At 68.4% G+C, this 23977-nt stretch carries 22 protein-coding genes and 1 pseudogene; 13 read left to right on the forward strand and 10 right to left on the reverse strand.

Annotated elements, in window-relative coordinates; all coding sequences use genetic code 11:
- Positions 1 to 36: 36 nt before the first annotated feature.
- Complete coding sequence (locus EV192_RS45430; protein WP_132124975.1) at positions 37 to 633, forward strand: TetR/AcrR family transcriptional regulator; 597 nt, start codon at positions 37 to 39, stop codon at positions 631 to 633.
- Positions 634 to 642: 9 nt separating this feature from the next.
- Complete coding sequence (locus EV192_RS56470) at positions 643 to 1377, forward strand: SIR2 family NAD-dependent protein deacylase (RefSeq protein WP_132124976.1); 735 nt, start codon at positions 643 to 645, stop codon at positions 1375 to 1377.
- A 45-nt stretch (positions 1378 to 1422) separates the two neighbouring features.
- Here the strand turns inward: EV192_RS56470 and EV192_RS56475 are convergent.
- Positions 1423 to 3096: pseudogene (locus EV192_RS56475) on the reverse strand (bifunctional copper resistance protein CopD/cytochrome c oxidase assembly protein); the annotation flags it as partial.
- A gap of 407 nt (positions 3097 to 3503) precedes the next feature.
- A complete protein-coding gene (gene cobF / locus EV192_RS45445) occupies positions 3504 to 4256 on the reverse strand; it encodes a precorrin-6A synthase (deacetylating) (RefSeq protein WP_132124978.1) in 753 nt (250 codons plus the stop codon).
- A 137-nt stretch (positions 4257 to 4393) separates the two neighbouring features.
- Between cobF and nicT the strand changes: the two genes are divergently transcribed.
- Entirely contained in the window at positions 4394 to 5494 is a 1101-nt protein-coding gene (gene nicT / locus EV192_RS45450; protein WP_243727503.1) for a Nickel transporter NicT, read from the forward strand.
- A 67-nt stretch (positions 5495 to 5561) separates the two neighbouring features.
- Positions 5562 to 5993 carry a hypothetical protein gene (locus EV192_RS45455; RefSeq protein WP_132124980.1) on the forward strand — a complete coding sequence of 144 codons (432 nt, stop codon included), beginning with the start codon at positions 5562 to 5564 and terminating at the stop codon, positions 5991 to 5993.
- Between the two features lie 1288 nt (positions 5994 to 7281).
- On the opposite strand, the gene EV192_RS45460 is transcribed toward EV192_RS45455, so the two are convergent.
- Positions 7282 to 8040, reverse strand: coding sequence for a DeoR/GlpR family DNA-binding transcription regulator (locus EV192_RS45460; RefSeq protein WP_132124981.1), 759 nt, complete (start codon positions 8038 to 8040; stop codon positions 7282 to 7284).
- A 72-nt stretch (positions 8041 to 8112) separates the two neighbouring features.
- On the opposite strand from EV192_RS45460, the gene EV192_RS45465 reads away from it, so the two are divergent.
- Positions 8113 to 9258: an MFS transporter gene (locus EV192_RS45465; RefSeq protein ID WP_132124982.1), complete on the forward strand. Its 1146-nt coding sequence runs from the start codon at positions 8113 to 8115 to the stop codon at positions 9256 to 9258.
- A gap of 3 nt (positions 9259 to 9261) precedes the next feature.
- Here EV192_RS45465 and EV192_RS45470 read toward each other — a convergent pair whose 3' ends face one another.
- Positions 9262 to 10086: a hypothetical protein gene (locus EV192_RS45470; protein WP_132124983.1), complete on the reverse strand. Its 825-nt coding sequence runs from the start codon at positions 10084 to 10086 to the stop codon at positions 9262 to 9264.
- Positions 10087 to 10096: 10 nt separating this feature from the next.
- Entirely contained in the window at positions 10097 to 10687 is a 591-nt protein-coding gene (locus EV192_RS45475; protein ID WP_132124984.1) for a TetR/AcrR family transcriptional regulator, read from the reverse strand.
- 682 nt (positions 10688 to 11369) lie between these two features.
- On the opposite strand from EV192_RS45475, the gene EV192_RS45485 reads away from it, so the two are divergent.
- Positions 11370 to 12191 carry an alpha/beta fold hydrolase gene (locus tag EV192_RS45485; RefSeq protein ID WP_207926755.1) on the forward strand — a complete coding sequence of 274 codons (822 nt, stop codon included), beginning with the start codon at positions 11370 to 11372 and terminating at the stop codon, positions 12189 to 12191.
- Positions 12192 to 12203: 12 nt separating this feature from the next.
- On the opposite strand, the gene EV192_RS45490 is transcribed toward EV192_RS45485, so the two are convergent.
- Together EV192_RS45490 and EV192_RS55135 are read right to left on the reverse strand one after the other, a co-directional pair.
- Positions 12204 to 12479 (reverse strand): protease inhibitor I42 family protein, encoded by a 276-nt coding sequence (locus tag EV192_RS45490; protein ID WP_132124987.1) that lies wholly within the window; start codon positions 12477 to 12479, stop codon positions 12204 to 12206.
- Positions 12480 to 12489: 10 nt separating this feature from the next.
- Positions 12490 to 14094 carry a DUF8189 domain-containing protein gene (locus EV192_RS55135; RefSeq protein ID WP_207926757.1) on the reverse strand — a complete coding sequence of 535 codons (1605 nt, stop codon included), beginning with the start codon at positions 14092 to 14094 and terminating at the stop codon, positions 12490 to 12492.
- 293 nt (positions 14095 to 14387) lie between these two features.
- Between EV192_RS55135 and EV192_RS45500 the strand changes: the two genes are divergently transcribed.
- Positions 14388 to 15623, forward strand: coding sequence for a lipase/acyltransferase domain-containing protein (locus EV192_RS45500; protein WP_132124988.1), 1236 nt, complete (start codon positions 14388 to 14390; stop codon positions 15621 to 15623).
- 87 nt (positions 15624 to 15710) lie between these two features.
- On the forward strand, positions 15711 to 16205 hold the full coding sequence (locus EV192_RS45505) for an OsmC family protein (protein WP_132124989.1): 495 nt from the start codon (positions 15711 to 15713) through the stop codon (positions 16203 to 16205).
- On the opposite strand, the gene EV192_RS45510 is transcribed toward EV192_RS45505, so the two are convergent.
- Complete coding sequence (locus tag EV192_RS45510; protein WP_132124990.1) at positions 16189 to 16596, reverse strand: VOC family protein; 408 nt, start codon at positions 16594 to 16596, stop codon at positions 16189 to 16191. The two genes, EV192_RS45505 and EV192_RS45510, sit on opposite strands and share 17 nt — an antisense overlap.
- A 132-nt stretch (positions 16597 to 16728) precedes the next feature.
- On the opposite strand from EV192_RS45510, the gene EV192_RS45515 reads away from it, so the two are divergent.
- The 3 genes from EV192_RS45515 to EV192_RS45525 all read left to right on the forward strand — a co-directional run bounded on the left by EV192_RS45515 (position 16729) and on the right by EV192_RS45525 (position 20802).
- Positions 16729 to 17811 (forward strand): tetratricopeptide repeat protein, encoded by a 1083-nt coding sequence (locus EV192_RS45515; RefSeq protein ID WP_132124991.1) that lies wholly within the window; start codon positions 16729 to 16731, stop codon positions 17809 to 17811.
- Between the two features lie 24 nt (positions 17812 to 17835).
- On the forward strand, positions 17836 to 18846 hold the full coding sequence (locus EV192_RS45520; protein WP_132124992.1) for a magnesium and cobalt transport protein CorA: 1011 nt from the start codon (positions 17836 to 17838) through the stop codon (positions 18844 to 18846).
- Positions 18847 to 18936: 90 nt separating this feature from the next.
- Complete coding sequence (locus tag EV192_RS45525) at positions 18937 to 20802, forward strand: APC family permease (RefSeq protein ID WP_132124993.1); 1866 nt, start codon at positions 18937 to 18939, stop codon at positions 20800 to 20802.
- On the opposite strand, the gene EV192_RS45530 is transcribed toward EV192_RS45525, so the two are convergent.
- A complete protein-coding gene (locus EV192_RS45530) occupies positions 20693 to 21274 on the reverse strand; it encodes a CGNR zinc finger domain-containing protein (protein WP_132124994.1) in 582 nt (193 codons plus the stop codon). The two genes, EV192_RS45525 and EV192_RS45530, sit on opposite strands and share 110 nt — an antisense overlap.
- A gap of 52 nt (positions 21275 to 21326) precedes the next feature.
- On the opposite strand from EV192_RS45530, the gene EV192_RS45535 reads away from it, so the two are divergent.
- A complete protein-coding gene (locus EV192_RS45535) occupies positions 21327 to 22193 on the forward strand; it encodes a pyridoxamine 5'-phosphate oxidase family protein (protein WP_132124995.1) in 867 nt (288 codons plus the stop codon).
- Complete coding sequence (locus EV192_RS45540; RefSeq protein ID WP_132124996.1) at positions 22190 to 22972, forward strand: DUF1684 domain-containing protein; 783 nt, start codon at positions 22190 to 22192, stop codon at positions 22970 to 22972. Before EV192_RS45535 ends, EV192_RS45540 begins: the two co-directional genes overlap by 4 nt.
- Here EV192_RS45540 and EV192_RS45545 read toward each other — a convergent pair.
- Positions 22964 to 23887, reverse strand: a complete 924-nt coding sequence (locus EV192_RS45545) for a lysyl oxidase family protein (protein WP_132124997.1) — start codon at positions 23885 to 23887, stop codon at positions 22964 to 22966. The two genes, EV192_RS45540 and EV192_RS45545, sit on opposite strands and share 9 nt — an antisense overlap.
- Positions 23888 to 23977 lie beyond the last annotated feature (90 nt).

A 23977-nucleotide genomic window follows, 5' to 3' on the forward strand; every position in this document is an offset into this window, starting at 1 on the left:
CGTTGCGTTATGTCTAACGCGCGGTAGGCTCACCGCATGACGGGCACACATCACGGAAACCGGTACGGGCGCAGCGAGGAGGCCCGGCAAGCGGTCCTGCACGCGGCCGACGACCTGCTGGTGGAGCGCGGGTTCGCCGGTGTCACGATCGAGGGTGTGGCGGCCCGCGCCGGCGTGGCCAAGCAGACCATCTACCGCTGGTGGTCGTCCAAGGTGGACATCCTGCTGGACACGTTGATCGACGACATGGCCAAGGAGTTGACCCCGCGCGACCACGGCGACGTAAGCCGTGACCTGCGTGCCCACCTGCACAAAGTGGCCCTCTTCCTGACCCGGGCGGACGCCGGAGCGGTGTTCCGGGCGTTGGTCGGCCACGCCCAGCACGACCCGGCGATGGCCGCCCGGCTGCGCGCCGACTACCTCAGCCAGCAACGCGCACGTGACCGGATCCCCTTGGAGCGCGCGGTCGAGCGCGGCGAGCTTTCGTCCGAAACGGACATCGAGGTCGCGTTGGACGAACTGCTCGGCCCGGTGCACTACCGGGTGCTGGTCACCGGCGAGCCCGTCCCGCGCAAGTTCACCGACCACCTCGTGGACCAATTCCTGGTGCGGTACGGCACCGGCCGGGGATAACCTGGGCGCATGGACTGGTCGGGACACAAGCGGATCGCGGTGCTCACAGGCGCCGGCATCTCCACGGACTCCGGGATCCCGGACTACCGCGGCCCGGACGGTGTGTGGACGCGCAATCCGGGCGAGATGAACACGTTCACCCTGGACACGTTCCTGCGTGACGCGGAGACCCGGCAACGGTTCTGGTCGACGTACGTCGACCACGCCGCCTGGCACGCACAGCCGAACGACGCCCACCGCGCGCTGGCCGGCCTGGCGGAGTCCGACAGGGCCGTGCGGGTGCTGACGCAGAACATCGACGGGCTGCACCAGAAAGCCGGCCTGCCGGCCCGGAAAGTGTTGGAACTGCACGGAAGCATGCATTCGACCGGGTGCGTGGAATGCCGGCGCACCGGGCCGACCGCGCCCGTGCTCGACCGGGTCCGTGCCGGTGAGACCGATCCGAAGTGCCCGGACTGCGGCGGGATCCTCAAGCTCGGTGTGATCCTGTTCGGCGAGTACCTGGACAGCGACGTGCTCGCCAGGGCCGAGAAAGTGGCCGAGGCGAGCGAGGTGTTCCTGGCCGTGGGGACGTCGCTGCAGGTGGAGCCGGTGGCATCACTGTGCGCCGTGGCCGTCACCGCCGGGGCTCGACTGGTGATCGTCAACCGCGACCCCACCCCGTACGACGACTACGCCACCGCCGTCATCCGGGACCCCATCGGCGTCGCTGTGCCCGAGATCTGCGCGGCTCTGGCCGAATAGCGCCATCGCGACGATCAGCAGCGGCACCACGCCGGCGCCCCACGCGACGCCGCCACCGAGCCGTTGGATGTCCAGGAGGTTGCTGTTCCACCACAGGCCCAGCGTCCGGTAGAAGTGGTCGCCGATGACGGTCTGCGAGGTGAGCAACGCGGCGCCGAACAACGCGTGCCCGGGAATGGCGGTGAACACCATGGCGCGCCGCCACTTCAGCGGGATCGGCCGGGGGAACGGGTCCGCGCCGATCACCGCCCAGAAGAACAGGCAGCCGGTCAGCAGGAAGTACGCGTTCATGCCGACGTGCGCCAACGGCACGTCCAGCGACCACTCGAACAACCCGGAGAAGTACAGAACGAAGAACGACCCGACGAACAACGCGACCACAGCCGCCGGATGCGTGAGAAACCGCGGCAGCCGCACCATCCGCGACTGGCCAACCAGCGGCGCCATCCCAGACGCCGCCACCGGAGCCGATCCTGCCGGCCCGGAATTGTCGGTCCCCAACGGTAACGTTGATCCAGGGGACCTTCGTCCTCCCTCCCCTTCGGGGTGCGCGGAAACTTCGGCGTGCGCGGAAACGCGGGTGTGGCCGGCGAGGGTCAGTGGGGCGCCGAGGACCAGGAGGATCGGCGCGAGGATGGACAGCAGCATGTTGCTGACCATGTCGACGCTGAACACGGCGGGCCCGTACCGGCCGATTCCGGACGATGTCGCCAGCACGACCTCGGCGCACCCGCCGAGCCACGCGATCGTCCGCGACACCGGCCAGTCCCCGCCGCGCGCCTTCAGCCGCCGTACACCGACGAGGTACAGCACGGCCATTGCGAGCGCGATCGTGCCCAGGATGAGGTCGAACCGCCAGTCCGCGAACGTGCGCGCCAGGGTGGGCGGGCCGTCCAGTCCGTACCCGATCCGGAGTTCGACGGTCGACGGGTTGCCGGCGCCGTGGTCCGGCGGCGGTGTCCGGCCGAGCGCGGTCGCCAGGCCGATGGTGATCATCATGACCAGGACCTCGAACGCGGCGAGCCGCACCAGCGCCCGCCCACTGCCGTTGTGCAGGGCTTTGAGGCCGCGTTCCCGTTGGAGGTAACCGAAGACGCCGAGCACGACCAGCGCGGCGATCTTGCCGAGCGTGAGCAGACCGTACGAGGTGGCGAACAGGTTCTGGATCTTCAGCCGTACCAACGCGTTGATCACACCGGACGCGGCCATGACGATCCAGCACACCAACGCGACCCGGGAGAACCGGTTCGCGGCCCACGCCAGGTGCTCACCCTTCCGCCGGCCGTACGCGAGCAACGCGACCAGCCCGCCGACCCACAGCGCGGCGGCAACGAGGTGCCACAGCAGGCTGGCCGTGGCCCAGTCGTGGTCGCCGCCGCTCGACGAATGCCCGCTGGCGGCCACCGGAACCAGCCCGAAAACAGCCACTCCCAACAGCACCGTCGTCGACCGCCGCAGCAGGACCCGTGACGTCGCGACAACAAGCACCACCGCGACCCCAGCCGTGAGCAACCACGCCTTCGTCTGCTCAAGAGACGCCGCAAGGTCGACGATCTTGCCGAAGTCCATGCTCCCCAACGGTTGCGTGAACGAATCCGCGACCGTGAACGGCACGGACAAGATCGCGCTCACGCACCACAACGCGGCCGCCCACCCAGCCGCGCGCAACGCCCGATACCCATCGGCCGACAGCACCCCGGACTCCTGCGCGGGCACCATGAACGCGGCGAACAACAACGACCCCACGCACAACACGCCGCCCACCTCGGCGAGAATGCGCACAACGATCAAGCCGTTCCTGGTGAACCCATCAGGCCCGCGCAGGCCCACGGCCGCGTAGTCCGTGCCAGTGAGCGCCACCAACCCGACGGCCACCAAGCACGCCACGACCGTACCGACGAAAAGTAGAGGCCCGAGCCTGGCCCGTTGATCGATCACGGCCCCGAGCCTAGAACCCCGCAACACACCCCCACCAACAACACACCCCCACTATGCACCCACTGCCGCCCCACCCACTCATCCCCGCCCCCGCCCTTCTCGCCCCACCCATCCACCCTTGAGTCGCGCGTTCTCGGACGCCGTGTCGCGCGTTCCGGTACCGCGTGTCTCGCGTTCCCGGACGTCCGCTAGGGGTTTCGGCGCAGGAGGTAGGTGTCCATGATCCAGCCTTTTCGGGCTCGGGCCTCAGCCCGGGCCGCCACGATCCGGTCGGCCACCTCGGCCAGCGGGCCGGCGATCAGGATCTCGTCGGGGGTGCCGAGGTAGGCACCCCAGTAGATGTCGGCTTCGTGGTCGGTGTGCTGGGTGAAGGCGGTCTGCGCGTCCAGCATCACCACGACGTCGTCCACGCCGGCCGGCCACTCGGCGGCGAGCCGGCGGCCGGTGGTGATCTGGACCGGGCGGCCGACCTGGTTGAGCGGGACGCGATGCCGGGCGGCCAGGGTCGAGACGCTGCTGATGCCGGGGATCACCTGGACGTCGAACTCCGCCCCGCGGGCGAGCAGGTCGTCCAGGATCGCGAGCGTGCTGTCGTACAACACGGGGTCGCCCCACACCAGGAACGCGCCGGTCTCGTCCGGGCCCAGACTGTCGATCATCCGCAGGCAGACGTCCGCGCGCCGACGGCGCCAGTCGTCGACCGCCTCCGCGTAGGCCGCGCTGGTCCGGTCACGGTCCGGGTCCTGGCCGCGGACCACGCGGTAGGGGCGCGACGTCGCGTAACGGGTCAGAATCTCGTGCCGCAGGTCGATGAGCTCCTGCTTGACCTCGCCCTTGTCCAGCATGAAGAACACGTCCACCCGGTTGATGGCGTTCACCGCCTGCACTGTGACGTGCTCCGGGTCACCCGCGCCGACTCCGACGACCATGATCTCGCGCATGGCCGCCAGTCTGACCCATGGACTCGACCGGACCGTATTGGCCACATGTCAGTTGTTGCATATGACTTGTAACAAGGCCCTGCGCGAAAGTACATTCATGGGCCATGAGCGCACCTGAGTTATCCCGCTGGGCACGGATGTGGGGCTCACTCAGCGGCCAGGACCGCAGGTCGCTCGCCGGCATGTTCGGCTTCATCGTGCTGCTGCACGTCGTCGGCTTCGGCATGCTGGTCTTCCTGGTCATCCCCGGGCACTACGACCTCGGTGAGACCGGCGTCTTCGGCATCGGCGTCGGCATGCTCGCGTACACGCTGGGCATGCGCCACGCGTTCGACGCCGACCACATCGCCGCAGTCGACAACACAACCCGCAAACTGCTCGCCGACGGCGGCCGGAAACCGCTGTCCGTGGGGTTCTGGTTCTCCCTGGGGCATTCGACCATCGTGTTCGGTTTGTCGTTCCTGCTGTCGATCGGTGTGCGGGCCCTGGCCGGACAGGTGGAGGACGACGGTTCCGAGCTGCACTCGGTGACCGGGATCATCGGCGCGTCGGTGTCCGGCGTGTTCCTGTGGATCCTGGGCGTTCTCAACCTGGTCGTGCTGCTCGGCATCGTGCGCGTGTTCCGCCGGATGCGTGCCGGCCAGTACGACGAGCAGGAACTCGAAGAGCAGCTGAACCAACGCGGCTTCATGAACCGAATCCTCGGCGGGCTGACCAAGTCGGTCCGCAAGCCGTGGCACATCTACCCGATCGGTGTGCTGTTCGGCCTCGGCTTCGACACCGCCACCGAGATCGGCCTGCTGGTGCTGGCCGGCGGCGCGGCCGCGTTCAACCTGCCGTGGTACGTGATCCTGGTGCTGCCGATCCTGTTCGCGGCCGGCATGTGCCTGCTGGACACGATCGACGGCGTGTTCATGAACTTCGCCTACGGCTGGGCGTTCGCCAAACCAGTCCGCAAAGTGTTCTACAACATCACGATCACCGCCCTGTCCGTCGCGGTCGCGCTCGGCATCGGCACAATCGAACTGATCAGCGTCCTGGCCGACCAAGCCAAGATCGACTCCGGCCCGATCGCCGCGATCGCGAGCATCCCCCTGGACTACGCGGGCTACGCGATCGTCGCCCTGTTCGTGCTCGCCTGGCTGATAGCACTCGCGATCTGGCGATTCGGCCGGATCGAGGAGAAATGGTCAGCGAGCCTGCCACCCACAATCAGGGACGAAGCCCAATCAGCGTGACAAAGCGGCCATAACGAAGCCGCCAGGACAAACCTGCCGGACCAAGCCCGCCGGAACGAAGGCGGGCGTGACAAAGACCGCCGGGACTAAGGCGGGCGTGACAAAGACCGCCGGGACTAAGGCTGCCGGAATGCAGGGTGGCGTGACAGAGACCGCCGGAACGAAGGCTGCTGGGACAAGCTGCTGGGCGAAGGCCACCGGGACGAACGGCCGGGACAAAAGCTGGCCTGACGAAGCCGCCGGAACCGAAGACTGCCGTGACAAGGCAGCCCAGACGAAAGACGCCGGAACGAAGCTGCCGGACAACGGGAGCCGGGACGAGGCGGCCCGGATGAAGGCTGGCGTGACAAAGGGCGCCGTGACAAGGGCTGTCGACACGAAGGGTGCCAGGACAGAAGGGTGCCGGAACGAAGCCGCCGGGACGAAGGACGCCGGAATGAGGCGGCCCGGACGAAGGTTGGCGAGACAAGGCCGGCGAGACAAGCCGCCGGCGCAATAGGGTGCCGGGACGAAAGCTGGCGTCACGAAGGCTGGTGAGTCAGAGCCGACGTGGCAAAGGCCGGCGAGTCAGAGCCGTCGGGACAAGGGTGCCGGGACCAAGGCTGGCGGGATGAAGGCTGGCGCGGGATAAGGGTGTCGGGATGAAGGTTGGCGTGACGAAGCCGACGTGACAAAGGCCGGCGGGACGAGCCGCCGGGGCAAGGGTGCCGGGATGAAGCCTGGCGGGATAAGGGTGCCAGGATGAACGCTGGCGTGACGAAGCTGCCGGGATGAACGTGCCGGGAGGAAGGCCAGCGTGACGAAGCTGCCGGGACGAAGGTACCGGGACGAAGGTACCGGGACGAAGGTACCGGGACTAAGGCCGGTGAGACAAAGCTGGCGTGACACAGCCGGCTCGACAAGCGGGTGTCACGAAGCCGCTGGCGCCGTGGCGTCAGCGGAGTGGTTGTTGGCCAGCGGCAGCGCGCTCGAGCTGGGTATGGCCGTCGCCGTCAGGGCGCTCGGGTGAGCGCCTGCGCGCACATGACTCCGGCTGCCGCCACGGAGTGTCCGAGGAGCATGAGGAGGCCGTGCCTGGCGACCTCGGACTGGCCCCTGAGTCCGACGAGGCTCAACCGCGAACGTCACATTCTCGGCAGCAGGGTAGATGCAGACCGCGCGCATGCAGGCTGAGCCCTCAGGAAAGCGTGGTGTTGAGCGGCGCCACGCTCGTGCCGGGCGGCGGGGACTACTGGGAGTTCCTGGTGCCCGGCAATGTTCAGTACGGGCACGCCGAGGTCTGGCCATGGCGCTGTCGATGCCTTGCGCGATGGGGCGGTGAGTAGCCATGCGGGCGGGGACATCCGCCGCACGTGGCCATTCGGACGCGGCCAGGTCGACCACGGTTCGGGCGAGGCCACCGGCGGGCGAGGCCACCGGCCAGCGGAGCAGCGAGGCCACCGGCCAGCGAGGCGGCGAACAGCACGATGCCGCTGACGCGGACCTCGGTTGGTAAGGCTGTGGCAGGTGTCCTCGCTTTCGGGGTTTGGGTGGGCTGCTGTCCGGCGGCCTGGCTTTCAGTTCCGGAGGGCTGTTGCGGGCGTCCCTGCTTTCGGGGTTTGCCAGGGCTTTGTCGGGCGTCCTTGGTTTTGGGGGTTGGGTGGGGCTGTTGTGTGGTGTCCGCTTTGTGGGTTCGGTTGAAGTGTTGTTGGCGGTCTCGCTTCGGGTTTCGTGGGCTGCCGTCGGGCGCGCTGTCGCTCTCGTGCTTTGCCGGCAGATGTTTCGGACGGGTTGTTGGGTGCGCTGGTCTAGGGGACTGTTCGGACGGTGACGCCGGCGGCGGTGAGAGCGTCGATTTCTTGCTGTGGTGCGGTTTCCTCCGTGACTACGGCGTTCAGTGTGGTGACTGGGGTGACGAAGGCCAGGGCTGTGCGGGTGAACTTCGAGGCGTCCGCCGCTGCGATCAGTCGTCGGGAGGAGGCCATTGCGGCGCGTTTGATTGCCGCGTCGGCCAGGTCGTGGGCGGTCAGGCCGTTGGCTGTGTTCAGGCCGCAGGGGCCGATGATCGCTGTGTCGAACCGGAGCGCTGCCAGGGACGCTTCGGCGAGGGGGCCGGTCAGGGCCAGTTCGCCGGAGCGGGGTTCGCCGCCGGCCATCAGGATCTTGGCCGTGCCACCGATCAGGGCGTTGGCCGCGTGCAGGGATAAGGGCATCACCGTCACCTTTCGGTCCCGCAGGGCGTACGCGACCTGCAGGCATGTTGTGCCGCTGTCCAGGACTACCGACTCGCCGTCCGCGATCAGGTTCGCGATGTCCGCCGCGATCCGCTGCTTGGCCTCCGTGGCCTCGGTGACCCGCAGGAGGAACGGTGGCTCCTCGCCGCGGAGCAGCAGGCTGCGGGCGCCGCCGCGGAACCTTTCCAGCACCCCCTGGTCGGCGAGGGTCTCCAGGTCGCGGCGGATGGTCATCTCGGACGCGCCGGTCAGCTCGGCCAGCTCGGCCACGGTCAGTTCACCGGACCGCCGGGTGGCCTCGGTGATCCGGCGTAGTCGGTTTGTGCTCGCCATGGGGTCATTGAACATGGTTTTTGTTCGTTTGGCAATCTTTCGCACATCAAGTTTGTTTGTTATGTTCGAAGCATGCGTGCCGCAAGAGTGTCCACCTTCGCCTACTTCGCCCTGAACGGGTTCGTCGTGGGCATGTGGGTGGTCCACATCCCCGAGATCGAGCACCGCGCCGGCGTCACCCACGCCACGCTGGGCCTGCTCCTGCTGCTGTTGGGCGGTGGCGCCTTCCTGGGCATGCAGGTCGCCGGCCCGCTCACCGACCGGCTGGGAACCCGCCGCATGGTGCCGCTGACCGCCGTGCTGTGCAGTGCTTTCGTCGTGCTGCCCGGCCTGGCGACGAGTGGGTGGACGCTCGGCGTGGCGTTACTGCTCTTCGGGTTCGGCAACGGATCGCTCGACGTGGCCATGAACGTGCACGCGGTCGAAGTGGAACGCGGCTACGGTCGGCCGGTCATGTCCGCGTTCCACGCCATGTGGTCCATCGGTGGAGTGTGCGCGGCCCTGGTGGGCGCGTTGACTCTCAGTTGGGGCTGGAACCCGTCCGCGACCCTCAGTGGAGTGATCGTCCTGGGGGTGGTCGTGACCGCGATCGCGGCGCCCACGCTGCTGAGACCCCAACCAGGCGCCGCTGTCACGGACAAGGCCCCACGCCGGAAAACATCGACACGCGTGTGGGCCATGGCAGTCGTCGCGTTCCTACTGATGCTGTGCGAAGGCGTTGCCAACGACTGGAGCGTGCTGCACCTCAGCACGATCCTGGACGCCCCCGCAGCCACAGCGGCCTTCGCGTACGGCAGTTTCGCCACGGCCATGACCATTGGACGGTTCGCTGCGGACCGCGTAGCCCACAGGTTCGGCGCGTTCGCCATCGTCCGGTACGGCGGTGTGGTCGCCGCGCTCGGCCTTACGGTGGTGGTGTTCTCGCCGTGGATACCGCTGGCGTTGGCGGGCTGGACCGTGTTCGGGATCGGTCTGTCCGGCTGCATCCCGCAACTGTTCGGCGCGGCCGGCCACACCGATCTGGAGTCCGCTGGCACCAACGTCTCCCGGGTCGCCGGGCTTGGCTACCTCGGCATGCTCGCCGGCCCCATGATCATCGGCCCGCTGACCGTGCTCATGCCGCTGAACTTCACCTTTCTCTTACCGGTGGTGTTCTGCCTGGTCGCGTCCGGCGCGGCCCGGATCCTCCGTCCGAGACCGGCGCTGGTCACCGTCTGACGACTACAGGATGCCGGCGACGACGGGGAGCGGCTTGCCGTCCGGGTTGCCCTCCCACTTCGCGTAGTGGTTGTCGCCCACGCCATCGGCCCGCGCCTGACGGACCGGGACGGCCGCGCTCTTGATGTCGAACGGTATGCCGTTGAGGAGGCTGCCCATATTAGTCCGCCACGAGCCCTTGTCGGTCCGGCCGGGCTCCCCGCTGCCCGAAGCGGCACGATGGTCGAAATCCCATCGGTCGTACCACCACATGTGGCCGTCGAACGACCAGTCGGCGTCGCTGCCGTCCGCCTTCGGATTCCAGACCTTGAGCTTCCCCCAGGCGTAGACGGTGAAGTCGCCGAGCGTTCCGCTCGTGTTGCACGCCCCGAGCATCGTGAAGCTGACGTCGCTCTCGAGCGGCTTCTCCAGGCCGGCGGGATCGCCGCCGGCGGTGCGGGCGATCTCCGCGCCCATGCCCCTGACGAAGCCCAGGAAATGGGCCGAACGTGGGTTGTGGCCGAAGTCGATGAGGGCGTTGCACTGCTCCATGCCGAGGGGGGTGAGGCCGAACTCGTCGCCATGGCCGTGGCAGTAGTGGTGGATCAGGTCCTTGCACAGACGCTTCGAGAAGTTCAGCGCGGCGAGCCCTTCGAGCGCGCCGCCGACGAAGTCCCAGTCCTCCAGTCCGGCACGCTGAACCGCCCGGGTGGTCGCCGCGTTGCCCGCCATGCGCTGAAGCCAGAGCATCTGCCCGGCCGCGGCGGTCATAGCGGGCCGTGACGACTCCCCGGCATCCGCGGACGGCTGCCCGCGCGACGTCGACGTCGGATCCCGGTCATAACGCACAAATCCGATGCTAACGCGGTGTGGTCGCCGGATCGGTGTCCATTCGGGCAGCGTTGAGCAGGGCGGCGGCGGTGGCTCTGCTCAGCCCGGCCAGCCCTTCAGCACGCACGATCGCGCTTGCGCACGCGCCGTCGAACACCACCGTCAGCTGCCGCGCGAGCAGCTGCGGGTCGGCCGCGCCGCCCAGTTCGGCCTGGCGTTCGAAGAAGTCGGTCAGGTGTTGCTTGAAGCGACGGGCGACCGTGCTGGCCGGATGGTCGGGGTCGCGCAGTTCGGTGGCGATGTTCACGAACGGGCAGCCGGTGAACTCGGGCGCGGACGACCGCCCGTCGAGCCAGTCGAACACGTGCAGGACGCGGTCGCGCGGGCTACGGTCGTCGCTCTCGTCGGGCAGGTACATGGCCAGGTACCACGGGCCGTAGCGCTCCAGGGCGGCCGCCACGACGTCGTTCTTGGTGTCGAACAGCTGGTACATCGACTTCTTGGAGATCCCGGCCGCTTTGCACAGCTTGTCCACGCCGACCGCGCCGACGCCGTCCCGGTAGAACAGCTCGTTGGCCGCCTTGAGCAGGCGTTCGCGAGAGTCCGGCGTGGTGGTCACGGCGCCAGCGTACGCGGATCTTCGCGCTGCGGAAACCGATCGGTTTATGATGATGGAAACCGATCGGTTTCCGCCGGGTGATGTAGCGGACGACAAAGGGGATGCACGGCAGATGACAAAGGGAGGTGGCACATCAAGTGACGCAGTAAGTGGCACAGAGGACAACGCAGAAGGTGGCACAGTGTACGAGGGCAGGGATGACGGGGGGCGACAGAAGGAAGGACAGACGGGACAACAGAGCGGGACGACAGGGGATGACAGAAGCGGCGGCAGAAGGAATGACAGAGCGGATGACAGACGGGGTGGCAGAGCGGATGGCGGCAGGGACGACAGAGCCGGATGACATGGGGAGGGCAGCGGGGACGGCAGCGGGGATGGCAGACGGGACAACTGAGCGGGACGACAGGGGATGACAGAAGGGACGGCAGAAGGAATGACAGAGCGGATGACAGACGGGGTGGCAGAGCGGATGGCGGCAGGGACGACAGAGCCGGATGACATGGGGACGACAGCAGAGACGGCAGCAGGGGCAGCAGGGACGGCAGCGGGGATGGCAGACGGGGTGGCAGCGGAGATTGCAGACGGGACGACAGAGAGGACGGCAGCGGGGACAGCGGCAGGGACGACAGAGGGCATGGCAGACGGGGTTGCAGAGAGGACGACCGGGAGGATGGCACGGAGGGTGACCACGCCGCAGTTCCTGTCCGAGACGATGTTCGTCGATGGCCCGTCCGCCCGGTACGCCTACCGCAGGTTCGGCGTGAGGGGAGGCGTGCCGCTGGTCATGGCGCTCCGCTACCGCGGCACGATGGACCACTGGGACCCCGCGTTCCTCCAGGTGCTGGCGGAGAAGCGGGACGTCATCGTGTTCGACAACGCCGGGGTGGGCCGCTCGTCGGGCACCGTTCCCGACACCGTCGAGGGTATGGCGCACGGGGTGATCGAGTTCGTCGAAGCACTCGGGCTGCCCCAGGTCGACCTGCTGGGGTGGTCGATGGGCGGCGCGGTCACCCAGACCGTGGCGTTACTCCGGCCGCAGCTCGTCCGCAGGCTGGTTGTCGCGGGCAGCGGTCCGGGACCCGTGCCGGGCACCCCGCCGACCCCGGACCGGGTGTGGCAGGTCGCCGGCAAACCCAGCAACGACGACGAGGACTTCCTCTACCTGTTCTTCCCGGAGACGGCACGCCAGGCAGGACTCGAGTCGTTGCGCCGGCTCGCCGAGTCACGCGCCGAGGTACTGCCCGAAGGCGTCGCCGCGCAGACCGCCGCGATCCGCGCGTGGGGCAAGGGCGAAGGCGCCAGTTGGGAGCGTCTCGCCGAGCTGACGCTCCCTGTCCTGGTCGCCAACGGCGCGCACGACGTCATGGTGCACGCCTACGCCACGTACGCGATGTCCCAGCGCCTGCCGGACGCGAAGATCGTGCTGTACAGCGACGCCGGACACGGTTTCCTGTTCCAGCATCCGGAGAAGTTCGGCGCCGAGGTCGTGGCCTTCCTGTCGTGACACAGTGGACAGTCAGGCCTCGCTGACGTCGATTTCGACCGTCCGGGTGTCGACCGGGTCGGTCTCCCAGGCCCGCTTCAGCTCGAACGTGAGCGTGTGCCGGCCGGGTTCGGCCGCGCGGAGGTGGAAACGTTCGGTGCCGCCCTGGCCCGGGGTGGTGCCGTCGGCGGTGAACCCCGTGTCCACCAACCGAACCCCGGGCAGGTCGACGGGCTGCCACCGGTATCCGGTGGTGGGGGTCGCCTTCAGGTCGACGTTGAAGACTTCCCCCACCCGCACTGCGATCATGCGACGGACTCTACGCGTACCACTTGTGCCACAGCGCCGAGTCGGTGCCTTCGCCGAAGCAGTCCAGCCGTCCGGACGCCCATGAGCTCACGCCGCAGCCCGAGCTGAGCACGCCGCCGAGGTCCTCCTCGCCGCTCCACGACGAACCGTCCCACCACTTGTGCGTCATGTGGAACGTGGATCCCGGGTAGAACACGTCGATCCGGTTCGGACCCCACGACACCGCGGCCGGGTCGCCGCCCAGGTAGCCGCCGAGGTTCTCCCAGTCGCTCCACTTCGAACCGTTCCACCACTTGTGGTACAGGTGGCTGTCCGTGCCTTTCACGAACGTGTCCAGGCGGTTGGCCGACCAGGACGCCACCGCCGGCGCGGAGTCGCAGACGCCACCGAGTGACTCCCAGCCGTTCCAGTGCGAACCGTCCCACCACAGGTGCCACATGGCCGAGTCCATGCCGCGCGCGAACACGTCGATCCGGTTGGGGCCCCAGGAAACACAGGCCGGGTCGGACGACAGCACGCCGCCGAGGCCCTCCCAGCCGCTCCAGCCGCCCTGGTACCACTTGTGGTAGAGCTGGTGGTCGTTGCCGACCATGAACGTGTCCAGCCGGCCGGACGCCCACGAGCAGATCGACGGCCCGCTCTGGCAGCCGCCGCCGAGCGACTCCCAGCCGTTCCAGTGCGCACCGTCCCACCAGCGGTGCCACATGGCCGAGTCGGCGCCGCGGGCCACCACGTCGATCCGGTTCGGGCCCCAGGACGTCGCGCTGGGCTTGGACGTCAGCACGCCGCCGAGCGACTCCCAACCGCTCCACCCGTGGGTGGCCGGCAGTTTCACGTCCTGCGCGGTGGCGAAGGCGTACACGTCGAAGTTGCACTGGCCGTAGGCGATCTTGAAGTAGCCGGACATGCCCCAGGCCGTGCTCCACGAGTTCTTCGCGATCCAGCACTGCTCGGCCTCGGAGTACCCGATCACCTCCACGCAGTGGCCGCCCGCGTAGTTGCCGCTCACGTGGTGGTACACGCCGGTGGAGTAGGAGAAGAAGTCGTCGTAGACGTCGAAGGACGCCGAGCACGGGCCGACGTCGGTCAGATACTGCTTGCGCGCGTTGATGTCGGAGATCAAACCGTGTTTGCCGATCGACACCTGGGTGGCCGCGCGATTCGGTGTCGGCCGAACGTACGGTTTCCATAAATTGGTTGCCGGATCGTTCTGTGGCGGGTTGTCGAACGCGTTCATATACGGCAACACCGTTTCACCGACGACACCGCGTTGTTTGATCTGTTCCAGGCAGGCGTCGGCGTTCCAGCCGCCGCAGGACGCACCGTGACTGGAGTTGAAATGCGAGTCGGCCTCGGACAGGTCGAGCAGCTGGCCCTGCTCGATGGACGCCATCGACTCGACCACGGCGGTACAGCAGAACGACACGCACGAACCACAGTGTTTCTGGTCCTTGACCGAGGTCACGTGGTTGCCGTTGCGGTTGCGCCAGTCGACCGCCGGGGCGAACGTGGCCGGTCCGGCCTCGGCGGCGGCGGTGCGGCCCGCCTGGGCCAGCGCCCGGTCCTCGGGGGTGAAAATGACGCCGAGCAGGGCGCGCTTGTCGTCGTCACTCAATTGGGATTGTGGTGTTTCCCGCGCCGTCCAACGCGCGGAGGAATCGCGCAGAGTCTGGACGAGGGCAGCGGTGTTCAACGGAGCCATAGCCATTCGCTCCCATCGGTGACAAAGGGGGACACCCACTAGTCGGTCGGCCCGTCGACTACGTTTCGGTCTCCGCTCATAACGATTGGACGCACAGCTTCGAATACCGACGAAATAGCCCGGAAAAGTCGGTCATTTTCCGACCGTGGCAGGTGTTCGCCGACCCCGCTAGGGTCGCGGGACACGAGGAAACGAGGTGCCGGACGATGAGATGGCGTGGGATCGCGGTGGCCGTGGCGCTGGCGATGGGCCTGGTCCCGGGGACGGCCGCGGCCGCGGCTCCGGGCAGGACGCCGCTGGTGCTCTTCCCGGCGTTCCACCTGACCAAGCTCAGGGTGACCGTCCACAACCAGACCACGGACCCGGCGTGTCCCGCGTCGGGCGTGTTCGAGGACTGGTTCCAGAACGATCAGGCCACGGTGTTCGGCCAGGTGTGCCAGGACGAGCTGGAAACGTTGCGCTACAACGCGATTCCCGGGCTGCCGATGCCGCTGAGGTTCCGCGAGCAGCCCGGCGTGACCGTGCGGGTCGTCGACTACGGCAGGACCAGCAGCGCACCCTTCTACGAGCCGATGTACCGCGCCCTGGAGTCGGCGGGATACGTGCGGGACAAGGACATCCGCGTCGCCGGGTACGACGCCCGCCTGACCCCGGACATGGGCGGGTTCCTGCCGCGCGCCAAGAACCTGATCGAGGACACCTTCCGGGACAACGGGAACCGCCCGGTGGAGCTGGTCGGCCACTCCAACGGCCCGCTCTACGTCCAGTACCTGCTCACCCACACCAGCCAGGCCTGGCGCGCCAAATACGTGCACGGCTTCACGCCGATCGCCGGCAACTTCCCCGGCCAGGGATCGCTCTACTCGATCCTGTTCACCGGCCTGAACGTCCAGGACTTCGGCTATCCCACGACGAAGGCCAACGCGGTCAGCAGCGCCCGGATGTACCTGTCGCTGCCGTCGACGTACATGAGCGCGTCCGACCCGAGGATCTTCGACGACCGCGAGGTCGTGGTGTCGTCCGGCGGACGCGACTACACCCCGCGCGACTACCCGACGCTGTTCGCCGACGCGCACCTGCCGGCCGCGGCCCGGCAGATCGCCGATCACTACATCGGTTTCGTGAGGTTCGCCGACCGCGGCTCATTCCCCGAGGTGGATGTCACCGCGGAGAAGGGCTCCGGGCTGCCGACCCTGGTCGGCGCACGGCTGCCGGACCTGACCGTCGGCCAGCTCACCGACCCCGGCGAGTTCCTGTTCCGCGACGGCGACGGCAACCAGGAGGACATCACCAACGAGGCCGTCCGGGTGTGGCGGGCCATGCCGTGCCACGCCTTCAGCCTCACCGACAACCCTGGTGTGGACCACTTCTCGTTGCCGGGCAACCCGAACGTGCTCGCCCGGCTGCTGGCGAACCTGAAGCGCCCGCGCGAGCACTGCTGAGGTTTCCCACCACCTGGGAGCTCTCGCGCCGGGGCGCGACTGCGGTCACGCTGGGTGCGTCCATTCGCCACACTTCAGGAGCCCGCAGTGTCCTTGACCGACGTCATCGAAGGAACCCGCCAGGCCGTCGCCGTCGACCCGGCGAACGCCCAGGTCTCGTTCACCGTCGCCAACACGTTGGTGCCCGGCACCGCGACCGTGGTCGACGTCCAGGTCCGCGACCACTCGTTCGCGGTCGACGAGCCGGGTGTGCTCGGCGGCACCGACACCGCCGCGAACCCGGTGGAGTACGCGCTCGCCGCCCTCGGCTCGTGCCAGGTGATCACGTACCAGTTCTGGGCGGCCAAGCTGGGGATTCCGTTGGAGTCGGTGACCGTGCAGGTCGAGGGCGACCTGGACCTGCACGGCTTCTTCGGGTTCTCGGACACCCGCGCGGGATTCACCGACGTGCGGGTGCGGGTCGAGCTGTCCGGGCCGGCCAGCCGGGAGCGCTACGAGGAGCTCAAGCAGGAGGTCGACGCGCACTGCCCGGTGCTGGACCTGTTCCGCAACCCGACCCCGACGGCTACTGAGCTTGCCTGATGTTGATCATCCACTGGACGCCGAACCCGTCGACGCACATGCCGAACTCGTCGCCCCACATCTGCTTCTCCAGCGGGATCGCGACGGTGCCGTTCGCGGACAGCTGGTCCCAGTAGCCACGCAGTTCGTCGGCGTCGTCGCCGCTGACACTGATCGAGATGTTGGTGCCGGGGTTGTGCTCCATCCCGGTCGGGGTGTCCGCGCCCATCAACGTGAAACCGTTGGCAGTGGCCACCATCCCGTGCATGATCTTGTCGGCGTCCGGGCCGTCGACGCCGTTCTCGCCGAACGTGTTCAGCGTCAGGTCGCCGCCGAAGACGCCATGGTAGAACTCCAGCGCCGCACGGGCGTTGTCGGAGTAGCTGATATACGGGTTGAGCACGGACGACATGGGGACAGCTCCTTGATCGGTTGACCGCGTTGCCGCCGGCATCGTCGCAGACGTGCCGGGTCCCGGCAACGGATGCGTCACCCTTGTGGGTTTCTTTGCCTGATGGCCATTTTCCTCCTGAAGACTGGGCTCGTGACCTACGAGGAGGCACTGGCGGCCGTCCGCGAACGGATCGCCAGGTACACGTCCGCGTCCGACCCCGAGGACGTGCTCGACCCCGCCGGCCTGCGGGACGTGGAGTTCCTGTTGGCGACGCCGACTCCGGAGGGCATCCACGCGGCCGGCGTCCTGCACTACGCCCGCCACCTGGCGGCGGAGGGTGGAGAAGCCGACTTGGCGACCGCGAAGTCCTTGCTGGACAAGGTGAACGCGCCCGGCCTGCCCGGTCAGCTGAGCGATCTGAACGAGGCCGCGTCCCGGCCGGTCCGGCTGACCCCCGGCCAGGTGGCCGCGTTCACGTTCGGCGGGTCACCCCTGCCCGAGGTGGACGGCGCGATCGTGATGATCCGCCATCACCTGCGGGCCGAGCCCGACGACGCCCAGTCGTTGATGAATCTCGCTGAGGCGCAACGGTTACGTTTCCTGCGCACCGGGAACGTCGCCGACCTGGACGCGTCCGTCGCGACCTTGACCCGGGTGCCGGACTCGGACGAGCGCAGCAGCTTCCTCGGCGGTCTGCTGCAACTGCGGTTCGGCGTCACCTCGGACCCGGCCGACCTGAACGCCTCGATCGAGGCGCTGCAGGAGGCGGTCGACATCACCGGGGACGACCCGATGTTCCTGGCGAACCTGGGGCGCGCGCGGCTGATCCGGTACGTGTACCTCAGGCAGGACGACGCCGACCTGGACACGGCGGTGCGGTTGCTGGTCGAGGGGGTCGCGGCGACCTCGCCGGACGACCCGTCCCGGGCCGCCCGGCTCGGCAGCCTGGTGCAGGCCCGGCACACCCGGTTCGACCGGGACGGCGACCGCGCGGATCTCGACCAGGCCCTGCTGGCGGGCGTCGAGTCGGTGCGCGCCAGCTCCCGGGACGACCCGGAGCTGCCGGAACGGATGCTGGGCCTGGGCGCGGTGCACCTGAGCCGGTTCCAGGTGACCAGGGCCAAGGACGATCTCAAGCAGGCGGTGGACCTGGCCAAGAAGGTCCGCCGGGCGCTGCCCAAGGACCATCCGTTGCGCGCGTTGGCCAACGAGATCCTCGGCCACGCCCGCTGAACGCGTTCCCGTTATTCTGCGGCCGTGGCTGTTCCCGTGCCTGTGTCCGCGTACGTCGTCGACTGCGCTGTCTACGTCGGCGGTGAGCGGTTGCCTGGGCGGTGGTCGCACGACGCGGCGATCGAGGAGGTCCGGCGCCGCGGTGACGGGTTCGTGTGGGTCGGGCTGTACGAGCCGGACCTTGAGCACATGCAGGTGGTCGCCGAGACGTTCGACCTGCATCCGCTGGCGGTCGAGGACGCGGTGTGCGCGCATCAGCGGCCCAAGCTGGAACGGTACGACCACACGTTGTTCATGGTGTTGAAGACCGTGCACTACGTCGCGCACGAGTCGCCGGCGACCACGAACGAGATCGTCGAGACCGGCGAGATCATGGCGTTCCTCGGCACGGACTTCATCGTGACCGTCCGGCACGGCTCGCACTCCGGGCTGCACGAGCTGCGCCGTGGGTTGGAGGGGAGGCCGGAGCGGCTGGCGTTGGGTCCGGCCGCGGTGCTGCACGCCATCGCCGACCAGGTCGTCGACAGCTACCTGGCCGTGACCGAGGCGTTCGGGCAGGACATCGAGCAGATGGAGTCGGTGATCTTCGAGCCGCGCAGCGAGGTCGGCGCCGAGCAGATCTACATGATGAAACGGGAGATCCTCGAACTGCGCAACGCCGTGTCGCCGCTGGTGACCCCGTTGCGCAGGCTGGCCGAGGCGGACGGCCTCAAGCAGGTCAGGCCGTACTTCCAGGACGTCGACGACCACCTGACCGCGGTGTCCGAGCGGGTGACCGCGTTCGACGAGCTGCTGACCAGCCTGGTCAACGCCGCCCTGGCCAAGATCAGCCTGCAGCAGAACACCGACATGCGGAAGATCTCGGCGTGGGTGGCCATCATCGCGGTGCCGACCATGGTGTTCGGCCTGTACGGGATGAACTTCGACTTCATGCCCGAGACGCACTGGCAGTTCAGCTACCCGGCGGTGATCCTGCTCGTCCTGGCCGCGTGTTTCCTGCTGTACCGGGTGTTCAAACGCAACCAGTGGCTCTGAACTCGTGGCGTAAGGATTGCGTAAACAACCCGAGGAACGGGTGTTAGAAGCCTGTGCGGGATGTTGTGCGCGGCACGGCCGTGACCTGCGATGCGTAACGTGACTGCACAGGGGGACCGGCACCGGTTGACGGTGGTCGGGGGGCTTGCCGCACTGTCGTTGGACGCGATGGCGTCCGTGGCGTACGGGCCGGAAGCGATCGTGATCGTCCTCGCCGTCGCGGGCGGCGCCGGGTTGGGGTTCACGCTGCCGGTGACATTGGCCATCGCCATCCTGCTGGGCGTGCTGACCGTCTCGTACCGGCAGGTCATCGCCGCGTTCCCGGACGGCGGTGGCGCCTACGGGGTCGCCAAGAAGTACTTGGGCCGGCATGCGTCGCTCGTGGCCGCCGCGTCCCTGGTTGTGGACTACGTGCTGAACGTCGCCGTGTCGGTCGCGGCTGGCGTCGCGGCGCTGACGTCCGCGTTTCCCGAGCTGCTGCCGTACACGGTCTGGCTGTGCCTGGGCGTTCTCGCTGTCGTCACGGCCATCAACTTGCGCGGCATCGCGCACAGTGCGCGCGCGTTCATCGCGCCCACGGTCATCTATGTCGGGTCGATTGTTGTGGTGGAGGTTGTCGGCCTGATCCGTGACCAGCCGGCGGTGACCGAGCACTCCGGACCGGTGCCGCAGTTGCAGACCGTGGGCGTGCTGTTGTTGCTGAAGGCGTTCGCGAACGGCTGTGCCGCGTTGACGGGTGTGGAGGCGATCGCGAACGCGGTGCCGTCGTTCCGCGCGCCACGCGTCAAGCGCGCGCAGAACGCCGAGATCGCGCTCGGCGTGCTGCTCGCGGTCATGCTGTTGGGTATCGCCGTGCTGATCGGCAAGTTCTCGATCCACCCGGTCGACGGCGTCACCGTGCTGTCCCAGGTCACCGAGGCGTCCATCGGCAGCGGTTTCGGGTTCTACGTCGTCCAGTTCGCCACGGTCGTGCTGCTCGCGCTGGCCGCGAACACGTCGTTCGGTGGCCTGCCCGTGCTGGCGCAACTGCTCGCCGAGGACAACAACCTGCCGCACCTGTTCGCGCTGCGCGCCGAACGCCAGGTGCACACGTATGGCATCGGGTTCCTGACCGTGGCGTCGGCGATCCTGCTGATCGCCGCGGGCGGCGAGATGAACGTGCTCGTGCCGCTGTTCGCCATCGGAGTGTTCGTCGGGTTCACGCTGTCCCAGTTCGGCATGACCAGACACTGGCGGCGGGAACGTGGACCGGGCTGGCGCGGCCGTGCCTTCCTCAACGGGTTCGGCGCGTTGCTCACGGCCGTCGCCGCGGTCGTGGTCACGGTCAGCAAGTTCGCCGAGGGCGGCTGGCTCATCGTCGCGACGTTGCCGGTGCTGGTGCTCGCCATGGACTGGGTGCACCGGTTCTACCGCAAGATCGGTGACCGGCTCGAACTCGGCCGGACACCGGCCCCGCCCCGACCGAACAAGTCGCTCGTCGTGGTGCCCGTCGGCACGGTCTCGCGGCTGACCCGCGACGCCATCGCCGCCGCGTTGTCCCTCGGCGACCGGGTGGTCGCGGTGTACGTCACGCATCCCGAGGACGAAGCCGTGACCCAACGGTTCGTGGCCGCGTGGGACAAGTGGAACCCGGGTGTCGACCTGGTGCTGCTCGACGACGAACGCCGCCGGCTGGGCGAGCCGCTCGTGGAGTACCTGCGGAAAGTGCCCGAACGACAGGTGTTCGTGCTGATCGCCGAGGTCGAGCCGGAGCACATGTGGCAGCGGATCCTGCAGAACCAGCGCGGCGCCGTGCTCGCGCACGCGCTGCGCCGTCGCTCGGACGCGGTGGTGTGCCGGCTGCGGTTCAGGATCGACCCTGTTCCGAGTCGGCGTGATGGCGTCGATAGTGCCGCGCCACCCGTGCCCGGTTCCCGCACGATGCCGAGCACCACTCGCGTCGGGGATGGTTCCTGATGAAGAACAGCACGCACGTGGGCGCGTAACAGGCCCGTAGCCGGCTCCGGTCCGGCCCGGCGAACAGGGCCACGGCTTCCTCGGCGATGATCGACAGTGCCGCGTCCGCGAACGGTTGCGCCGCGATTTTCGTCAGTGTGTCCGGCCATGTCATCGCCGACCAGTTCGGCGCGTACGCGCAACTGGCGTTGAGGACGTCCACTGCCGACTCGACGTCGAGCTCCCGCGTCGAACGGGTGTCTTCGGTGACGGCCGCGGCGAGGACACGCAACGCGTCCCGCAGCCGACGGAACTCCGCGAGCGGAAGCGGGCCCGACTCGGGCAGGTGCGGCAGCCGGGGGCGGACGGCGGCCAGCCAGTCGGCGAGGCCGGCGGGGGAGTCGAGGCTGTCGTGCACGCCGTCCCGGTCCGCCCAGACGGTGTTCATCAGCTCGACCGGGAGGGGCTCGCCGAGCACGGGTGCACTGGTCACGGCACGATGATACGCTAATGATTGACAGCCGCCTCAAGCATTAGGGGTTCGGATGGGTTTCCACGAGGGCGAACTCGCCGTGCAGCGTCAGGCCGGTGTCGGGGACATGGCCGACCGGCTCACCGGGATGCTCGCGCCCCCGGATCTCACCGGCGGCGCCCGGCTCTTCCTGGCCGAACGCGACCTGCTCGTGCTGACCGCACGCGACCGGGACGGCCGGCTGTGGACGGTCCCCGTGCTCGGCCGCCCCGGCTTCCTCGCCGTCGACGCCCCGGACGTGCTGCGGGTGGCAGCGTTGCCGGGCGAGCCGCTGGCGGCCCTGACGGCCGGTCAGGACGTCGGCATGATCGTGATCGACTTCGCGACCCGGCGGCGGATCCGGATCAACGGCACCGTCGACGCGACAGACCACAGTGGACTGTCGATCGTGGTCGACCAGGCGTACGGCAACTGCCCACGGTTCATCCACCCGCGATTCGTGCACCCCGCGCCGAACCCCGTCGCGGCGGTCTGGAGCGACAGCCTGGAAGCCGACCACGTGCGCCTGATCGAGCACGCGGACACGTTCTTCCTCGGCACCGCGCACCCGAGCCGGGGTGTCGACTCGTCCCATCGCGGCGGCGAGCCCGGGTTCGTGACCGTCCACGGCGGCGACCTGGTGTGGCCGGACTATCCGGGCAACAACATGTTCAACAGCCTGGGAAACCTCGCCGTCGACAGCGGCGCGGCCCTGCTGTTCATCGACTTCGACACCGGCCGCACGCTGCACCTGTCCGGGAACGCGGCGATCGAGTGGAACCAGGACCGGCGCGTCCGGTTCACGCCGGCCAAGGTGGTGTCCGGCAGCCTGTCCACAGGATGGGACAAGGAACAGATCGCCGCCCGTATTGTTCTCCCTGGTGGAAGGGAGCGGACATGACGTACGCGCAGGAATGGCAGGACTGGAAGACCGACCGCGAGCGGGACCTGGCCGAGCCGTACGGCTGGCTGGCGCTGGTGTCGTTGGACTGGCTCGACGACACCCCACGCACGTACGGCGAGCTACCCGGAGCGTGGTGGCAGGACGCCGACGCGGCCTACGTCGACCCCCAGGGCGCCGAACTGTTCCACGACGGGCAGCGGCTCACCGGGGTGCGCCGGTTCGAGCTGGTCAACAGCGGCCCGGGCACCCGGGTCGCGGCCGGCGACGTGGAGATCGAGGTCGCCCGCAGGTCCGGCTACCTGATCCGGGTGCACGACCCGAAGGCGCAGGCGCTGCGGGACTTCCGCGGTGTGCCGTCGTACGAGCCGAACTCGGACTGGGTGGTGGCCGGGCGGTTCGAGCCGTTCGACACTCCGCGTCCCACCACGGTCGGCGCTGTCGTCGAAGGACTCAGCCACGTGTACACCGCGCCCGGCATCGTCCGGTTCACCCACGGCGGCACCGAGCACACACTGACGGCCTTCAACGGCAAGACCAGCGGCCTGAGCATCCTGTTCACCGACGCCACCAGCGGGGTCACGACCTACGCGGCGAACCGGTCGCTCGCGGTGGACGTCGGCGACGACGGATCGGTCGTGCTCGACTTCAACCGCGCGGTCAACCTGCCGTGCGCGTTCACCGTCTTCGCCACATGTCCGTTGCCGCCAGAGGGAAACCGGCTGCCGTTCGCGGTGGAGGCCGGCGAGCAGACCCCCTACGAACACCTGTCAGCCTGACGCGGCACACCGTTCCCGTCCCGGGCAACTGCGCAGCAGCCTGACCCGGGGCGGCTCGGTGATGACCGCGGGCGCGTTCTTGGCGTAGCGCGGCCACTGGATGCTGAACACCGCGGCCGAGGAGTTGTTGGTGTAGTCCTTCTCCAGCAGCGTGTGGTCGGAGTCCACAGTGTTCACCAGGTCGTACGTGCCGGACGGGACGTGGGTGATGTCCAGCCACTGGAAGTCCACGTCGAAGCGGTAGTCGTCGCCCTGACCGGCCGAGATGCCGGCCTTGATGTCGGTCGCCGCCGTGTTGTGATGGCCGCACATGTTGTCGCGCAGGAAAAGCGCGAGGTTGTGTTCGGGCGTGTCGTCGCCGCTTTCGACGGTGTCCGGGACTTTGTAGCGGTCGCCCAGGCAGAAGCCGTTCTTGCGGTCCGTCACCACGATGTCGCCGTTCGGGGTGCGCAGCTGCATCCGTTCGAAGTTCATCAGGTGCCAGTGTTGGTGCATGGGCGCGGGTTCGTAGTACATCGACGTGGTCGTGGCCTGGCGCGCGTCGCCGTACGAACCCGGGATCGGTCCGTGCCGGCCGGACTGGATCGCTTGGCGCACCTGCATTGTGGCGCCGGCGTCGCGGTGCCCGTACAGCAGGAGCGGGCCGTCGCCGATGTTGTCCTCGGCGGTGGTGAACCGTAGGCGGACCGCGCGGACGTCCCCATCGGTCACACAGTTGCCGTTCGGCGCGTCCGCGTCGGCGACCATGCAGACATCCCAGTCCCAGCAACGGTTCGGGTCGCCGTCGTACCCGCCGGGACAACCGGGCGGGGCCTGCCGCAGGTCCGGCAGCATCAGCTGCTCGCCAGCCTGTGCCGGCGGAATGACCACCATGGCCGCCAGGACGCCCGCCGCGCCCACGATCCAGCTCCGCATGCCGGAAACCCTAGTGACACACCGCCCGTCCACGGTGGACGTCGGCGCTACCCGACCGGGTGACGTCGCCCGACTCCCGGGCTGTCTGTC

Origin of the sequence: Actinocrispum wychmicini, from assembly GCF_004345645.1 — a bacterium.
Lineage (GTDB): Bacteria > Actinomycetota > Actinomycetes > Mycobacteriales > Pseudonocardiaceae > Kibdelosporangium > Kibdelosporangium wychmicini.

Bases quoted from the DNA above. Each gene is read 5' to 3' on its own strand.
- EV192_RS45430 (WP_132124975.1), top strand. From the start codon at position 37: ATGACGGGCACACATCACGGAAACCGGTACGGGCGCAGCGAGGAGGCC.
- EV192_RS56470 (WP_132124976.1), top strand. From the start codon at position 643: ATGGACTGGTCGGGACACAAGCGGATCGCGGTGCTCACAGGCGCCGGC.
- cobF (WP_132124978.1), bottom strand. From the start codon at position 4,256: ATGCGCGAGATCATGGTCGTCGGAGTCGGCGCGGGTGACCCGGAGCAC.
- nicT (WP_243727503.1), top strand. From the start codon at position 4,394: ATGTGGGGCTCACTCAGCGGCCAGGACCGCAGGTCGCTCGCCGGCATG.
- EV192_RS45460 (WP_132124981.1), bottom strand. From the start codon at position 8,040: ATGGCGAGCACAAACCGACTACGCCGGATCACCGAGGCCACCCGGCGG.
- EV192_RS45465 (WP_132124982.1), top strand. From the start codon at position 8,113: ATGCGTGCCGCAAGAGTGTCCACCTTCGCCTACTTCGCCCTGAACGGG.
- EV192_RS45490 (WP_132124987.1), bottom strand. From the start codon at position 12,479: ATGATCGCAGTGCGGGTGGGGGAAGTCTTCAACGTCGACCTGAAGGCG.
- EV192_RS45500 (WP_132124988.1), top strand. From the start codon at position 14,388: ATGAGATGGCGTGGGATCGCGGTGGCCGTGGCGCTGGCGATGGGCCTG.
- EV192_RS45510 (WP_132124990.1), bottom strand. From the start codon at position 16,596: ATGTCGTCCGTGCTCAACCCGTATATCAGCTACTCCGACAACGCCCGT.
- EV192_RS45525 (WP_132124993.1), top strand. From the start codon at position 18,937: ATGCGTAACGTGACTGCACAGGGGGACCGGCACCGGTTGACGGTGGTC.
- EV192_RS45535 (WP_132124995.1), top strand. From the start codon at position 21,327: ATGGGTTTCCACGAGGGCGAACTCGCCGTGCAGCGTCAGGCCGGTGTC.
- EV192_RS45540 (WP_132124996.1), top strand. From the start codon at position 22,190: ATGACGTACGCGCAGGAATGGCAGGACTGGAAGACCGACCGCGAGCGG.
- EV192_RS45545 (WP_132124997.1), bottom strand. From the start codon at position 23,887: ATGCGGAGCTGGATCGTGGGCGCGGCGGGCGTCCTGGCGGCCATGGTG.